At 67.3% G+C, this 14,513-nt stretch carries 13 protein-coding genes; 8 read left to right on the top strand and 5 right to left on the bottom strand.

What is annotated here, in order from left to right; all coding sequences use genetic code 11:
- Positions 1 to 45 precede the first annotated feature (45 nt).
- Positions 46 to 1,227 (top strand): MFS transporter, encoded by a 1,182-nt coding sequence (locus C7389_RS03850; protein ID WP_133588786.1) that lies wholly within the window; start codon positions 46 to 48, stop codon positions 1,225 to 1,227.
- A 16-nt stretch (positions 1,228 to 1,243) separates the two neighbouring features.
- On the opposite strand, the gene C7389_RS03845 is transcribed toward C7389_RS03850, so the two are convergent.
- Positions 1,244 to 2,182, bottom strand: a complete 939-nt coding sequence (locus C7389_RS03845) for an AEC family transporter (RefSeq protein ID WP_133588539.1) — start codon at positions 2,180 to 2,182, stop codon at positions 1,244 to 1,246.
- A 117-nt stretch (positions 2,183 to 2,299) separates the two neighbouring features.
- Between C7389_RS03845 and C7389_RS03840 the strand changes: the two genes are divergently transcribed.
- Positions 2,300 to 2,680, top strand: coding sequence for a VOC family protein (locus C7389_RS03840; RefSeq protein WP_133588537.1), 381 nt, complete (start codon positions 2,300 to 2,302; stop codon positions 2,678 to 2,680).
- 27 nt (positions 2,681 to 2,707) lie between these two features.
- On the opposite strand, the gene C7389_RS03835 is transcribed toward C7389_RS03840, so the two are convergent.
- From C7389_RS03835 to acnB, 3 genes are all read right to left on the bottom strand, one after another.
- A complete protein-coding gene (locus C7389_RS03835) occupies positions 2,708 to 3,547 on the bottom strand; it encodes a DUF3014 domain-containing protein (protein WP_211168168.1) in 840 nt (279 codons plus the stop codon).
- A 134-nt stretch (positions 3,548 to 3,681) separates the two neighbouring features.
- The gene (locus C7389_RS03830) at positions 3,682 to 4,194 is read right to left on the bottom strand and encodes a hypothetical protein (protein WP_133588535.1); all 513 of its coding nucleotides are present in this window, start codon (positions 4,192 to 4,194) and stop codon (positions 3,682 to 3,684) included.
- 165 nt (positions 4,195 to 4,359) lie between these two features.
- On the bottom strand, positions 4,360 to 6,957 hold the full coding sequence (gene acnB, locus C7389_RS03825; protein WP_133588533.1) for a bifunctional aconitate hydratase 2/2-methylisocitrate dehydratase: 2,598 nt from the start codon (positions 6,955 to 6,957) through the stop codon (positions 4,360 to 4,362).
- A 287-nt stretch (positions 6,958 to 7,244) separates the two neighbouring features.
- Between acnB and acnA the strand changes: the two genes are divergently transcribed.
- The 5 genes from acnA (at position 7,245) to gstA (ending at position 13,322) form a co-directional block, all read left to right on the top strand.
- The gene (gene acnA, locus C7389_RS03820) at positions 7,245 to 9,950 is read left to right on the top strand and encodes an aconitate hydratase AcnA (protein WP_133588531.1); all 2,706 of its coding nucleotides are present in this window, start codon (positions 7,245 to 7,247) and stop codon (positions 9,948 to 9,950) included.
- A 119-nt stretch (positions 9,951 to 10,069) separates the two neighbouring features.
- On the top strand, positions 10,070 to 10,456 hold the full coding sequence (locus C7389_RS03815; RefSeq protein ID WP_133588529.1) for a YchJ family protein: 387 nt from the start codon (positions 10,070 to 10,072) through the stop codon (positions 10,454 to 10,456).
- A gap of 99 nt (positions 10,457 to 10,555) precedes the next feature.
- Positions 10,556 to 10,939, top strand: a complete 384-nt coding sequence (locus C7389_RS03810; protein WP_133588527.1) for a DUF6394 family protein — start codon at positions 10,556 to 10,558, stop codon at positions 10,937 to 10,939.
- Between the two features lie 71 nt (positions 10,940 to 11,010).
- Positions 11,011 to 12,720, top strand: a complete 1,710-nt coding sequence (locus C7389_RS03805) for an NAD-binding protein (protein WP_133588782.1) — start codon at positions 11,011 to 11,013, stop codon at positions 12,718 to 12,720.
- Entirely contained in the window at positions 12,717 to 13,322 is a 606-nt protein-coding gene (gstA, locus tag C7389_RS03800; RefSeq protein WP_133588525.1) for a glutathione transferase GstA, read from the top strand. Before C7389_RS03805 ends, gstA begins: the two co-directional genes overlap by 4 nt.
- Before the next feature lie 16 nt (positions 13,323 to 13,338).
- Here gstA and C7389_RS03795 read toward each other — a convergent pair whose 3' ends face one another.
- A complete protein-coding gene (locus tag C7389_RS03795) occupies positions 13,339 to 13,551 on the bottom strand; it encodes an RNA-binding S4 domain-containing protein (RefSeq protein WP_133588523.1) in 213 nt (70 codons plus the stop codon).
- Positions 13,552 to 13,633: 82 nt separating this feature from the next.
- Between C7389_RS03795 and C7389_RS03790 the strand changes: the two genes are divergently transcribed.
- Positions 13,634 to 14,506 carry an ATP adenylyltransferase family protein gene (locus C7389_RS03790; RefSeq protein ID WP_133588521.1) on the top strand — a complete coding sequence of 291 codons (873 nt, stop codon included), beginning with the start codon at positions 13,634 to 13,636 and terminating at the stop codon, positions 14,504 to 14,506.
- Positions 14,507 to 14,513 lie beyond the last annotated feature (7 nt).

Here is a 14,513-nt window from a genome sequence, read left to right as displayed (position 1 = left end):
CGCCTGGAGGCGGGCACGGCCGCTTACCGCCGCACCAATCTGGCGATGTTCCTCGGCGGTTTCGCCACCTTTGCGATGATGTACGGCACCCAGCCGATGCTGCCGCTGCTGTCCCGGGTGTTCGAGGTCAACCCGGCGACGGCCAGCTTGTCGGTCTCTGCCGGCACCGCCGCGCTGTCGCTGATGCTGATTCCGGCCAGCGTGCTGTCGGACCGCTATGGCCGGCAGCGCGTCATGAAGTGTTCGCTGATACTGGCGGCCCTCATTGCGCTGGCCTCGGCGCTGGTCACCGATTTCAACCAGTTGCTGGTGCTGCGCGCCCTGCTGGGCGCGGCGCTGGCCGGCCTGCCCGCCGCCGCCATGGCCTACCTGGGCGAGGAAGTCGCGCCGAATGCCCAGGGGCGGGCAATGGGCATCTACATCGCCGGCAATGCCATGGGCGGCATGAGCGGCCGCTTCCTGTCGGCGCTCGTCACCGAGTGGGGTTCCTGGCGGCTGGCGCTGGCGACCCTGGGCATACTCGGGGGCATCGCCGCCATCGTGTTCTGGCGCGGCCTGCCGGCTTCCCGCCACTTCCGCCCCCGTGCCGCCGCCATCGGCCGCATCCTGCAGGATGCCCGCGCCATCGCCGCCGATCCCGGCCTGCCGTGGCTGTTCGCCACCGCCTTCCTGATCATGGGGGCCTTCGTCGGCCTCTACAACTTCCTCGGTTTTCGCCTGCACGAGCCGCCTTTCAGCCTGGGCCAGACAGCCATAGGCGCCATCTTCCTGCTGTATATGGTCGGCACCTGGGCCTCGGCCTGGTCCGGCTTGCTGGCGGACCGCTTCGGCCGCCGCAACGTGCTGTGGATCATGGTGGTGCTGATGATGGCGGGCATTGCCACCACGCTGGCCGACCATCTGCTGGTGGTGATCCTGGGTGTAGCCCTGTTCACCTTCGGCTTCTTCGGCGCCCACACCACTGCCAGCGGCTGGGTGGGCCGGCGGGCGCAGGAGCGGCGCGCGCTGGCTGCGGCGCTATACCTCTGCAGCTACTACCTGGGCGGCAGCGTGCTCGGCACCTTCTCCGGCCTGGCTTGGGGGCCAGGCGGCTGGCTCGGGGTGGCGGCCATCCTGGGCGGCTGCGCCCTGCTCACCTTTGGCATCTCCCTGCGCCTGCGCGGCCTGCCGCCGCTGCCGGAGGCGGTAGCGCTGCACGGCGCCGCCGGCGCACGCGGTTCCGCCTGAGCACCGCCCCCGTTGCTCAAGGCGCGGTCAGCGTCAGCATCAACGGCATGGTCAGCGCAGCCAGCACGGTGGTCCATACCAGGCAGCTGGCCACCGGCCCTTCCAGCACGCCGAACTGGCGTGCCATCAGATAGACGTTCGCGCCGGTGGCAATGGCGGCCAGCAGCACCACCACTTGCGTTTCCAGCACCGGCAAACCCAGCACCAGCGCCAGCCCCCACACCACCAGCGGCTGCAACAGCAGCTTGATCGCGGCGATGGCCGCGCTGATGCGCCAGCCTTCGCGCACGCCATACTGCGCCAGCCCCATTCCCAGCACCATCAGCGACAGTGGCGCAGCCGCCTGGGCGATCATGTCCAGCGGCACCGCCAGCACCTTGGGCAGCGGCAGACCGGTAAGGCCGAACAGAGTGCCAAGCACGATGCCCACGACCAGCGGGTTGGTGAGTACGCCCCGCGCCGTGCGATAGAAGCCGCGCGCAGAAAGCTGCCCGTGCCTAGCCCACTCCACCGATACCGTCACCAGCGTCCACAGCGTCAGCGCGTTGAAGACCAGGACCAGCGCCACCGCCGGCACCGCCTCCTCGCCCAGCGTCAGCCGCGCAATGGGCAGCCCCAGCATGACGTTGTTGGAGAACACGCCGCCCAGCGCGAACACCGACTGTGCCACGCCATCCAGATGAAAGCAGCGCCAGGCCACCAGCCTGCCGATCAGGAACACCAGCAGGCAGCCACCGAAGTAGGCCAGCAGCAGACGCAGGTCCACCGGCGGCAGCACAGCAAAGTCGCTCATCAGCCGGAACAGCATCGCCGGCAGCGCCACTGCGAACACGAACTGGGTGAGCGCATCAGCCATGCTCTTGGACCAGTGGGCGAGCCTCATCAGCCCGTAGCCGGCGAACACCAGGATGAAAAGCGGGGCGGAAAGGGAAACCTGCTGCAGTAAAGTGTGCATCGCGATCCGGCAGACCTCGACGCCCGGGCACCGGGCGGGGCGCCGATTTTAGTCGACGGGCTGGCACAGCCCCAGCCCTGCGGCGCACCGCGGGGCACCCGGAAGCGGAGATTGAAGATGAGCCAGGAGGACAACAGCGTAGGCTGGTTCGAGATCCCGGTGCTCGACATGGATCGGGCGCGCGGCTTCTATGCCTGGGTGCTGGGCGAGGAACTCACCGAGATGCCCATGGGCGAGGACGTCGAAATGTACGCCTTTCCCTGGCGCTATGGCGCCGGCGGCGCCAGCGGCGCACTGATCCGCCATCCGCTGATGCGGCCTGCACGCATCGGCACGCTGGTGTATTTCATCTGCGCCGAGGTGGGCGAAGCCGCCGAGCGCGCGGCCGCGGCCGGCGGCGTCGTCGTGCAGGGCAAGACCCGGGTGGGCGAGCACGGCTACATCGCGCTGGTGGAAGACACCGAGGGCAACCTCATCGGCCTCCACTCCCAGCGCTGAGGCCGGCCTTGGGCTCAGTTGGCGAGGTCAGTTGTTCGGCGCCTGCCCTGCCACCAGCGCGCGGATCTCGCGCAGCTTGGCCTTCAACCGGCGGGCGTTGTCCGGGCCGATGCGTATCATGATCTTCTGCCCGGCGGAGAGCGCTTCCAGCCGGGCATCCTCGAAACGGTAGCGCACCTTGGGCTGCACCAGCCGTATCGGCCGCGTCACTTCCGGCGCTGCCAGCAGATGGTCCAGCACCGTCACCAGGCGGTCGTTGAAATAGGCGTTCGGATAGCCCAACTCTTCGTACACCGACTGGAACAGCGGATAGAGCCGCACATAGAGGGCTACCAGGCGGCGGCTGTCCACCGCTTCCGCCAGGGCCACAAAAGGCCTGTAACGCGCCGCGTTCTCCGGGCTGATGAAGGTGCCATCCGGCTCGGTGCTGACCATGAAGGCGCCCGCGGCCGGTTTCACCGGTGAGCGCGACAATGGCAGTTGCTCGCCCGGCAGGTTGTCCACGGTGACCACAATGCGGCGGATGAAATCCTGCACGACGACCATGTCGCGCAGCCCGGTATCCGCGATCAGGCTGGCGAGCGCATCGGCGACCAGCGCATCGCTTTCCGGCAACGCGGGCGGGGGCGGGGCCGATGCGTCCGCCACTTCCGCCCCGGCCGATTCGATGGGATGCCGGATCGCCGGTTCGATCTCTCCCGAGGCCTGCGGCCCCTGTACCGGCGCGGGAGCCGGCTCAGGATTCGGTGCCGCCACCGGCGTCGATTCCGGTGCCCTGGCCTCCTCCCTGGAAAGGTAGAAATATCCGAGGGCGGCCACCGCCGCGACCACCGCAACCGTTACCACCCTACCCAAGACTGAATTCACTTCCGCTTCTCCTGAAACGCCGTATGCGGAAGGTGAGAGACCTGGGACCGGCAGACGTTCCGCTCCCTCGGTCTAGCCGCCGGCGCATCAACAAGCCTTCGCCCGTGCTTCCGCGGCAGTGAACGCCCCGGGCATCAGCTCTCCAGCGTCGGCTCCCTATCCAGATACGCCGCCATTTCCGCGGTGAAGCCCTGAGCAGCCGCCGGCCCGGCAAAGCGTTCCAGGTGATGCCCCAGCCGCTGCAATTCCATCCTCAGCTCGCCTGGCCGGCGGACGTGCTGCAGCCGCCGGGCGATCACCGCCCCCGCTTCGCCGGCGTGGCGCTCCAGCGCCACCCGCCCTGCCTGCCGCGCATTTTCCATCCAGACGGGTACGGCCATGACAGGCGGCGCGTCTGACGGGCGCGCAGCCATCCCTCCTGGCGGCTCTGCGGTCTCGGCAAGACAGCGGATATGCCCGTGCTGCTCCAGCGCCCGCAAGGCCGGCAACAGGGTGGCGGCGGGCATCAGGGTGAGCAACTCGCCTATAGGCCGGCTGCCATTCACCAGGATCAGCACATTGCGCAGGCGTTGCGGCAGGCGGCGCTCACCACCGCCCAGTTCCTGATCGCCGAGAGGGGTTTTGCCGAAGACCGTTGCCGCGTCCATTCGCACCATCCTGTTCCGATGGGGTGCATATATAGAACGGCCGCATGGCTGCAAGATGACAGCCCGGTCGCAGGAATGAAAAAACGCCCCTGCCGGCAACCCGGCAAGGGCGTTCCAAAAGCGGCAGGTACGCTACTTTGGCGTCCCGCTCGTGCTCCCTCTACCTCAAACTTCGACGGTATCCGCCACGTTACGGAATTCTTCGATCTGGTCGAAGTTCATGTAACGGTAGATATCCGCAGCCTTCTTGTTCACCACCTCGACTTGCGCCAGGTATTCCTCGACGGTGGGAATCTTGCCCATCAGCGCGCACACCGCCGACAGCTCCGCCGAACCCAGGTAGACACGGGTGTCTATGCCCAGGCGGTTCGGGAAGTTGCGGGTGGAGGTGGACATCGCGGTGCTGCCCTTGCGGATCTGCGCCTGGTTGCCCATGCACAGCGAGCAGCCCGGCATCTCCATGCGGGCGCCGGACTTGCCCAGCACGCCGTAATAGCCTTCCTCGTTGAGGATCATCGCGTCCATCTTGGTGGGCGGAGCGATCCACAGGCGGGTCGGGATGTCGGACTTGCCGTCCAGCACCTTGCCGGCAGCGCGGAAGTGGCCGATGTTGGTCATGCACGAGCCGATGAAGACTTCGTCGATCTTGTCGCCGGCGACTTCGGACAGCAGCTTCACATCGTCCGGGTCGTTCGGGCAGGCGACGATGGGCTCCTTGATGTCGGCCAGGTCGATGTCGATCACCGCCGCGTACTCGGCGTCGGCATCGCCCTTCAGCAGTTCACCCTTGGCGATCCACTCCTCCATCGCCTTGATGCGGCGCTTGAGGGTGCGGGCATCCTCGTAGCCGTTGGCGATCATCCACTTCATCAGCGTGATGTTGGAGTTCATGTACTCGACGATGGGCGCCTTGTTCAGGTGCACCGTGCAGCCGGCGGCGGAGCGCTCGGCGGAGGCGTCGGTCAGTTCGAAGGCCTGTTCCACCTTCAGGTCGGGCAGACCTTCGATTTCCAGGATGCGGCCGGAGAAGATGTTCTTCTTGCCCTTCTTCTCGACGGTCAGCAGGCCTTGCTTGATCGCATACAGCGGAATCGCGTTCACCAGGTCACGCAGGGTGACGCCCGGCTGCATCGTGCCCTTGAAGCGCACCAGCACGGATTCCGGCATGTCCAGCGGCATCACGCCGGTGGCGGCGGCGAAGGCGACCAGGCCGGAACCGGCCGGGAAGGAGATGCCGATGGGGAAGCGGGTGTGGCTGTCACCGCCGGTGCCGACGGTGTCCGGCAGCAGCAGGCGGTTGAGCCAGGAGTGGATCACGCCATCGCCCGGACGCAGCGCCACGCCGCCGCGGGTGCTGATGAAGCTCGGTAGCTCGCGGTGCATCTTGACGTCGACCAGCTTGGGGTAGGCCGCGGTGTGGCAGAAGGACTGCATCACCATGTCGGCGGAGAAGCCGAGGCAGGCGAGGTCCTTCAGTTCGTCGCGGGTCATCGGGCCGGTGGTGTCCTGCGAGCCGACGGTGGTCATCTTGGGTTCGCAGTAGGTGCCCGGGCGGATGCCCTGGCCTTCCGGCAGACCGCAGGCGCGGCCGACCATCTTCTGTGCCAGCGAGAAGCCCTTGCCGGAGTCGTTCGGCGCCTGCGGCAGGCGGAACAGGGTGGAGGGCGGCAGGCCCAGCGCTTCACGCGCCTTGGAAGTGAGGCCGCGGCCGATGATCAGCGGAATGCGGCCGCCGGCGCGCACTTCGTCGAGGATCACCAGGGTCTTCAGTTGCGATTCGGCGATCACGCCGCCGTTCTTCAGCGCGGTGACCTTGCCGGAAGCCTGGTCGACCTTCAGTTCGATCTCGTCGCCCATGTCCATCTGGCCGGCGTCGATCTCGATCGGCAGCGCGCCCGCGTCTTCCATGGTGTTGAAGAAGATGGGGGCGATCTTGGAGCCCAGGCAGACGCCGCCGAAGCGCTTGTTCGGCACGAAGGGGATGTCCTCGCCGGTGAACCACAGCACCGAGTTGGTGGCGGACTTGCGGGAGGAACCGGTGCCGACCACGTCGCCGACGTAGGCGACCAGGTTGCCCTTGGCCTTGAGATCTTCCAGGAACTTGACCGGGCCACGCACACCGGCTTCTTCCGGGGTGATGCCCGGACGCGGGTTCTTCAGCATCGCCAGCGCGTGCAGCGGGATGTCCGGGCGGGACCAGGCGTCCGGCGCCGGAGAGAGATCGTCGGTATTGGTTTCGCCGGTGACCTTGAACACGGTGAGCTTCTGCGAGGCCGGAACTTCCGGGCGGCTGGTGAACCACTCGGCGTCGGCCCAGGACTGCATCACCGCCTTGGCATTGGCGTTACCGCCTGCAGCCAGTTCCTTGACGTCGTGGAAGTAATCGAACATCAGCAGGGTCTTCTTCAGCCCCTCCGCGGCCACCGTGCCTACTTCGGCATCGGCCAGCAGATCGATCAGCGGCTTGATGTTGAAGCCGCCCAGCATGGTTCCCAGCAGCTCGGTGGCCTTGGCGCGGGAAACGAGCCCACAGGCCGTCTCGCCCTTGGCGACCTTGGCGAGGAACTCCGCCTTCACCTTGGCCGCATCGTCCACACCGGCCGGCACGCGATGGGTCAGCAGGTCGACCAGGAAAGCCTCCTCGCCAGACGGCGGGCTTTGCAGGAGTTGGACCAGTTCGACGGTCTGCTGCTTGTTCAGGGGCAGCGGCGGAATGCCGAGGGCAGCACGCTCGGCAACATGGGCACGGTAGGCTTCAAGCACGGCGACGTCCTTCCATATTCGTGACGTTGGCAGGGGTTCCGAGCGGGGTTCGCCCGTTCGGCGCGAAACGGATTATATGTCTTTTATAAGACTCGCGGGGCGGTGCAACGCACAATGCACCGCGCAACACGCTCCGGGTCGCGGATTCTACTCCTGCACAATGGATGGCGACAGGTGCGCGAGGAGGAACATCCGGCTATGAAAGGGGTCGGATTGATGTTTTTCGGTCCGCCTGTCCGGCCGGAACGGCCAGCCGCACAGGGCGACAATATCGAGGAGAAGAAACCATGCCCCACACGCTGTTCGACACCCTCAAATCCTTCTCCAGCCCCGGCGGCAAAGGCGGAAGCTATTACTCGCTGCCGGCGCTGGAAGCCGCTGGCGTCGGCCCGGTATCCCGCTTGCCGGTGTCCATCCGCCTGGTGCTGGAGGCGGTGCTGCGCCATTGCGACGGCAAGAAGGTCACCGAGGCCCATGTGCGCGAGCTGGCGAACTGGCAGGCGAATGCGCCGCGCACCGCGGAGATCCCTTTCATCGTCGCCCGGGTGGTGCTGCAGGATTTCACCGGCGTGCCGCTGCTGGCCGATCTTGCGGCAATGCGCAACGTCGCCGCCGAGCAGGGACGCCCGCCCAAGCTCATCGAACCGCGGGTGCCGGTGGATCTTGTAGTAGACCACTCGGTGCAGGTGGACCACTACGGCAGCCCACTGGCGCTGCGGCAGAACATGGAGCTGGAGTTCAAGCGCAACCGCGAGCGCTACCAGTTCATGAAATGGGGCATGCAGGCCTTCGACACCTTCGGCGTGGTGCCGCCGGGCATAGGCATCGTGCACCAGGTGAACCTGGAATACCTGTTCCGCGGCGTGCGCCACGATGGCGACCTCTACTACCCCGACACCCTGGTCGGCACCGACTCCCACACCACCATGATCAACGGCGTTGGCGTGGTCGGCTGGGGCGTGGGCGGCATCGAGGCCGAGGCCGGCATGCTGGGCCAGCCGGTATATTTCCTCACGCCGGACGTCATCGGCGTGGAACTGCGCGGCAAGCTGCCGGAAGGCGCCACCGCCACCGACCTGGTGCTGACCATCACCGAAATGCTGCGCAAGGAGAAGGTGGTGGGCAAGTTCGTCGAGTTCTTCGGCGAGGGCACCGCCAGCCTGTCGGTCACCGACCGCGCCACCATCGCCAACATGGCGCCGGAGTACGGCGCCACCATGGGCTTCTTCCCGGTGGACGAGAAAACCGTTGCCTACATGCGCGGCACCGGCCGCAGCGACGAGGAATGCGAGCTGCTGGAAGCCTATTTCCGTGCCCAGCAGATGTTCGGCGTACCGCGCGCCGGCGAGATCGACTACACCCGCACGCTGACGCTGGACCTCGCCGGCATCGTCCCCTCCCTGGCTGGCCCCAAGCGGCCGCAGGACCGCATCGAGCTGCCAGCAATGAAGGAGGCCTTCTCCTACCTCTTCTCCGCGCCGGTGGCCGACAACGGCTTCGGCAAGCCGGCCGCCGAGCTGGAGCGGCGCCACGCCACCGTCCTGAAGGATGTCGACCTCGGCCACGGCGACGTGCTCATCGCCGCCATCACCTCCTGCACCAACACCAGCAACCCGGCGGTGCTGATCGCCGCCGGCCTGCTGGCGAAGAAGGCGGTGGCGCGCGGGCTGCGGGTTAAGCCGCACATCAAGACCTCGCTTGCACCGGGCTCGCGGGTGGTCACCGACTACCTGGAGAAGGCCGGCCTGCTGGAGCCGCTGGCGCAGCTGGGTTTCGCCCTCGCCGGCTATGGCTGTACCACTTGCATCGGCAATGCCGGCGACCTCGCCCCGGAGCTGAACGCGGCGATCACCGAGAACGACGTCATCGCCGCGGCGGTGCTGTCGGGCAACCGCAACTTCGAAGCCCGCATCCACCCCAACATCCGCGCCAACTTCCTCGCCTCGCCGCCGCTGGTGGTCGCCTACGCCATCGCCGGCAAGGCCAACGTGGATCTGAGCCAGGAGCCGCTGGGCAGCGGCAGCGACGGCAAGCCGGTGTTCCTGCGCGAGCTGTGGCCCAGCTCCGAAGAGATCGCCGAGATCCTGCCCTTCGCGCTGGACCCGGCCACCTACCGCGCGCGCTATGCCGATTTCACCCGCGACCACGACCTGTGGAACGCCATCTCGGCGCCGACCGGCCAGGTCTACGACTGGCCGGCCTCCACCTACATCGCCCGGCCGCCCTTCTTCGACGGCTTCTCGATGACGCCCTCCGCGGTGGGCGACATCCACGGCGCCGTTACCCTGTTGCTGCTGGGCGACTCGGTGACCACCGACCACATCTCTCCCGCCGGCTCCTTCGGCGAAGGCACGCCGGCCGGCAAATGGCTGAAGTCGCATGGCGTCGAGCGTGCCTCCTTCAACTCCTACGGTTCCCGCCGTGGCAACCACGACATCATGGTGCGCGGCACCTTCGCCAACGTGCGGGTGAAGAACCTGATGCTGCCAGCCAAGGCGGATGGCAGCCGGGTGGAAGGCGGCTATACCCTGCTGAATGGCAAGCAGACGACGGTGTTCGAAGCCGCCAGCGCCCACATCGCCGCCGACATCCCCAGCGTGGTCTTCGCCGGCGAGGAATACGGCACCGGCTCTTCCCGCGACTGGGCGGCCAAGGGCACGGCGCTGCTCGGCGTGAAGGCGGTGGTGGCGCGCAGCTTCGAGCGCATCCACCGCTCCAACCTGGTCGGCATGGGCGTGCTGCCGTTGCAGTTCAAGGGCGAGGACAGCTGGCAGTCGCTGGGCCTGAAGGGCGACGAGCGCTTCGACATCCTGGGCGTCACCGAGGACCTGAAGCCGCAGCAGGATCTCACCCTCGTCATCCATCGCACCGACGGCAGCCGCCAGGAAGTGAGCCTGCTGTGCCGCATCGATACGCCGATCGAGGTCGAGTACTACAAGCACGGCGGCATCCTGCCCTATGTGCTGCGGGAGATCCTGGCGCAGTCGCATTGATTGCAGGCCGGCCTCCGCGCCAGGCAATCCGCTTGGCGCGCCGCCCCTCGCCTGGGCGACAATCCGGGGAAGGCCATCGCGGCTTTCCCCGTTTCCTTTCCGCCCACGCACACGACTCGATGAAATCCCTCCCCTGCCCCTGCGAATCCGGCCAGCCGCTGTCCGCCTGCTGCGGCCCACTGATCGCCGGCGCCCAGCCCGCGCCCACCGCCGAGCGCCTGATGCGCTCCCGCTACACTGCCTACGCCCAGCGCAACGCCGACTACCTGCTGGCCACCTGGCACGCCACCACCCGGCCGGTGACGCTGGACCTGGACGACAGCGCGCCGGCGAAGTGGATAGGCCTGCGCATCCTCCGTCACCGCGACACCGCCCCAAACCGCGCCGAGGTGGAATTCCTCGCCCGCTACCGCGTCGGCGGCCGCGCCCACCGGCTGCACGAGAACAGCCGCTTCGTGCGCGAGGACGAACGCTGGTTCTATGTGGACGGCGACATGCTGGAATGACGCCGCGCTGCGCGCCGGAGAGGAACGCTCTCTGCCTATAATCCGCCGGCTTCACCCACCCGGCCTTATTCCACCCACTCCACATACGAGCGCGGCGACATGAACCTCGAGAAGGTGATCTTCGGCTTCTTCATCGTGCTGGCGGCGACGCTGAACTTCGGCTTCTTCGTCGGCGACATCGGCGACCCGGCCCACCATGACGTCTACGAACTGTTCGCCGCGCTGGTCGTCAGCCTGATCGCCACGGTGCTCAAGTTCGGCGACCGCACCCAGATCGGTGCGGTGCACCTCGCCACCAGCCTGGTGGCCGACCTGCAGCTCATCGCCGCCGCCCTCACCTGGGGCTACGCCGCCCACATCACCGGCAGCGGCATGACGTCGGAGATGACCGCGCGGGTAGTCTCGCTGTCCGGCGGCGCCCTCTTCGCCAACGTCGTCTCGGTGATCATCCTGATCGCCGAAACCATCATGCAGCGCCGCTGAGCCCGGCCGCCGTGAAGCCCGCCCGCGCGCTCGCCCCGCTGCCGCGGCACCACAGCATCTTCTTCCTGATCATGCGCCGCCTGCGGGCGCCGCTGATCGTGCTCATCGTCATCATCGCGGTGTCCGTCTTCGGGCTGACGCTGATCCCCGGCGTGGATGCCGACGGCCAGCCCACCCGGCTCAGCTTCTTCCATGCCTTCTACTTCATCAGCTACACCGCCACCACCATCGGCTTTGGCGAGATTCCGCACGCCTTCTCCGAGCAGCAGCGGCTGTGGGTGATGTTCTGCATCTACCTGTCGGTGATCGGCTGGGCCTATACGCTGGGCACGGTGTTCGCGCTGCTGGGCGACCGCAACCTGCAGCAGGCCATCCAGATGCAGCGCTTCGTGCGCGCGGTGCGGCGGCTGCGCGAACCCTTCTACCTCGTCTGCGGCTATGGCGAGACCGGCCGCCTTATCTGCCGCGCCCTGGACCGCCTCGGCTACCGCGCGGTTGTCATCGAGCTGGACGAAAGCAAGGTCGGCGAGATCGACCTGCACACCTACGCCGCCGACGTGCCCGCCCTCACCGCCGACGCCCGCAACCCGGAAACCCTGGAGTTCGCCGGCCTCACCCACCGCAGCTGCGTGGGCGTGATGGCGCTGACCAACGACGACAACGCCAACCTCGCCATCGCCATCGCCGCCCGCCTGCTGGCACCCCACCTGCCGGCGCTGTGCCGCGCCGAAAGCGCCGAGGTGGCGGCCAACATGGCTTCCTTCGGCACCCGCCACATCATCAATCCCTTCGAGAAATTCGGCGAATACCTCGCGCTGGCCTTGCATTCGCCGGCCGCCTGGCACCTGCTCGCCTGGCTCACCGGCCAGCCGGGCAGCACCGTCATCCATCACCGCAATCCACCACGCGGACGCTGGATCATCTGCGGCCACGGCCGCTTCGGCCGGGTGATGGTGGACGCGATGAAATCCCAGGCGGTGCCGCTCACCATTATCGACCGCTCGCCCCGGCAGGACCCGGAGCACACCTGGGTTCAGGGCGAAGGCACCGGAGCGGATGCACTGCGCCAGGCCGGGGTCGGCGAGGCGGTGGGCATCGTCGCCGGCACCGGCAGCGACGTGGACAACCTCTCCATCGCCGTCACCGCCCGCGCACTCAATCCCAGGCTGTACGTGGTGCTGCGGCAGAACCACTACACCAACCACGCCCTGTTCGACGCCTTCGAGTCCGACATTACCGTGGTGCCGAGCGAGATCGTCGCCAACGAGTGCCTGGCCATCCTCGGCACGCCGCTGCTGGCGCCCTTCCTCGCCGAGATCCGCCAGCGCGACGAGGAATGGTGCGCCTGGGTACTGGAACGGATGACGCGCCGCTTCGGTTGGGAAGTGCCGCGGGTGTGGAGCGAGCGCATCAACCTCGTCCGCACGCCAGCGCTGTACCGCCGGCTGATGCGCGGCGAACGCGTCACCCTGGGCATGCTGCTGTGCTCGCCGGGCAACCGCTACGAGGCGCTCGGCTGCGAAGTGCTCTACCTGCGGCGGGACGACGAGGCCCCCAGGCTGATCCCCGCGTCCGATCTGGTATTGCAGCCGGGCGACGAGTTGCTGCTGGTCGGTCGCGGTGGCGCGCGCGCCGAACTGGCGCTGACGCTGACCAACGAACACGCCCTCAACTATGTGCTCACCGGCGAAGATCTGCCGGGTGGGCTCGTCTGGGAGTACCTTTCCCGCCGGCGCAAGCCGCACGCAACCCCATCGAAATCAGGAGAACAAGAAACGTGAAGCTCTATTACAGCCCCGGCGCCTGCAACCTGTCCCCACACATCGTCCTGCTGGAGGCCGGCCTGGACGCCGAACTGGTCCGGGTGGATCTGAAGACCAAACTCACCGAACACGGCGAAGACTTCGCCGCCATCAACCCCAAGGGCTACGTACCGGCGCTGCTACTGGACGACGGCGAGTTGCTGACCGAAGGCCCGGCCATCGTCCAGTACCTGGCGGACCTGCGCCCTGACGCCCAGCTGGCGCCACCCTGGGGCACCCGGGAACGCAGCCGCCTGCACGAGTGGCTGAACTTCATCGGCACCGAACTGCACAAATCCTTCAGCCCGCTGTTCCGCGCCCAGTCGGAAGAGTGGCGTGAAGTGGCCATCGCCAACCTCAAGCGCCGCTTCACCTACGTCGCCACCCACCTGCAAAGCCACGACTACCTGCTGGGCGAGTGCTTCAGCGTGGCCGACGCCTATCTCTTCACCGTGATGAGCTGGGGAGCCAAGGTCGGCTTCGACCTCTCGCCCTGGCCCGCGCTACTCGCCTTCCAGCAGCGGGTCGGCGCCCGTCCGGCAGTGCAGGCCGCCCTGCAGCAGGAAGGCCTCACCGCCTGAACAAGACTCAAGAGGCTTAGGCGGACAGACGGATCTCGGTGCCGCCGAAGGAAACGCGCTGACCGGGCCGCAGCTTGGCCCGCTTGCGCATCTCCACCTTGCCGTCCACCTTCACCTGCCCGGCTTCGACCGCGGCATGGGCTGCCCCACCGGAATCGACCAGGTTCGCAGCCTTGAGAAGTTGATCCAGCTGTATGTAATCGCCACGGATGGCGAAGGAAATCGGCATTTGTCGCTCCCGCGGGGACGTCGATGCGGACACCGCCATCCCTCATGTCAGAATTGCGCATTGTCTCCCGCGGGATGCCCAGATGACCAGCCAGCTCCAGCCTGACTCCGACCTCGCCCGCCTGTTGGCCGACTGCACCGAGCGCGCGCTGGAAAGCGGCGCCCTGCAACCGATACGCACTGAACAGACGATGGTGGAAGAAGCCGGCATCCGCTTCTCGGTGCGCTGGGTCTCCTCCCTCGCCCACAAGGACGCCGCCCGCGTCGCCGCAGTAAGCAAGCGCGATCCGGGCTTCAACCCCTTCCTGCCGCCAGAGCCAGAGCTCACCGCGGCCGCCCTCGGCGAGCACCATCTGGCGGTGCTGAACAAATACCCGGTGATCGCCAACCACCTGCTCATCATCACCCGCGCCTTCGAAGCACAGACCGCCCCGCTGACCGCCGGAGATTTCGCCGCACTGGCACGGGTGCAGGGCCCCTTGGGCGGCCTGGGTTTCTACAATGGCGGCACCGAGGCGGGTGCCAGCCAGGCGCACAAACACCTGCAGTGGGTGCCATCCCCCGCGGGGCTGGAGGCCTTCGCCCCCCATCTGCCGCAGTGCCGCCCCGGTGAAAGCGGCATGGTCAGCGTATTCGACTGGGCACACTGCTTCGTCCGCCTGCCGGCTTCGGCCTGGCAGGCGGAGGACGCCGGCCGCACGCTGCGGCACTGCTATGTCCAAGCCTGCGGACTGATGGGGCTCTCCTCCGCGGTGGACGCGATAGCCCCCTACAACCTGCTGCTCACTCATGAGTGGCTGCTGCTGATTCCCCGCAGTGCGGAGAAGTGGCGGGATATTTCGGTGAACGCGCTGGGCTACTCCGGCTCGCTCTTCGTACGCCGGCAGGAGCAGATCGACGAGTTGCGGGCGGTGGGCCCGTTTACGGTGTTGCGCGGCGTCGGGCTGCCCCGCTGAGGCGCCT

This window comes from Azoarcus indigens (assembly GCF_004361735.1).
In the GTDB taxonomy this organism is placed as follows: Bacteria; Pseudomonadota; Gammaproteobacteria; order Burkholderiales; family Rhodocyclaceae; genus Azoarcus; species Azoarcus indigens.
The sequence above is the reverse complement of the archived record's forward strand: the minus strand, read 5'-3'. Positions and strand labels throughout refer to the sequence as shown.

Bases quoted from the DNA above. Each gene is read 5' to 3' on its own strand.
- C7389_RS03840 (WP_133588537.1), top strand. From the start codon at position 2,300: ATGAGCCAGGAGGACAACAGCGTAGGCTGGTTCGAGATCCCGGTGCTC.
- C7389_RS03795 (WP_133588523.1), bottom strand. From the start codon at position 13,551: ATGCCGATTTCCTTCGCCATCCGTGGCGATTACATACAGCTGGATCAA.
- C7389_RS03810 (WP_133588527.1), top strand. From the start codon at position 10,556: ATGAACCTCGAGAAGGTGATCTTCGGCTTCTTCATCGTGCTGGCGGCG.
- C7389_RS03845 (WP_133588539.1), bottom strand. From the start codon at position 2,182: ATGCACACTTTACTGCAGCAGGTTTCCCTTTCCGCCCCGCTTTTCATC.
- acnA (WP_133588531.1), top strand. From the start codon at position 7,245: ATGCCCCACACGCTGTTCGACACCCTCAAATCCTTCTCCAGCCCCGGC.
- C7389_RS03830 (WP_133588535.1), bottom strand. From the start codon at position 4,194: ATGGACGCGGCAACGGTCTTCGGCAAAACCCCTCTCGGCGATCAGGAA.
- C7389_RS03850 (WP_133588786.1), top strand. From the start codon at position 46: ATGTTCCTCGGCGGTTTCGCCACCTTTGCGATGATGTACGGCACCCAG.
- C7389_RS03805 (WP_133588782.1), top strand. From the start codon at position 11,011: ATGCGCCGCCTGCGGGCGCCGCTGATCGTGCTCATCGTCATCATCGCG.
- C7389_RS03790 (WP_133588521.1), top strand. From the start codon at position 13,634: ATGACCAGCCAGCTCCAGCCTGACTCCGACCTCGCCCGCCTGTTGGCC.
- C7389_RS03815 (WP_133588529.1), top strand. From the start codon at position 10,070: ATGAAATCCCTCCCCTGCCCCTGCGAATCCGGCCAGCCGCTGTCCGCC.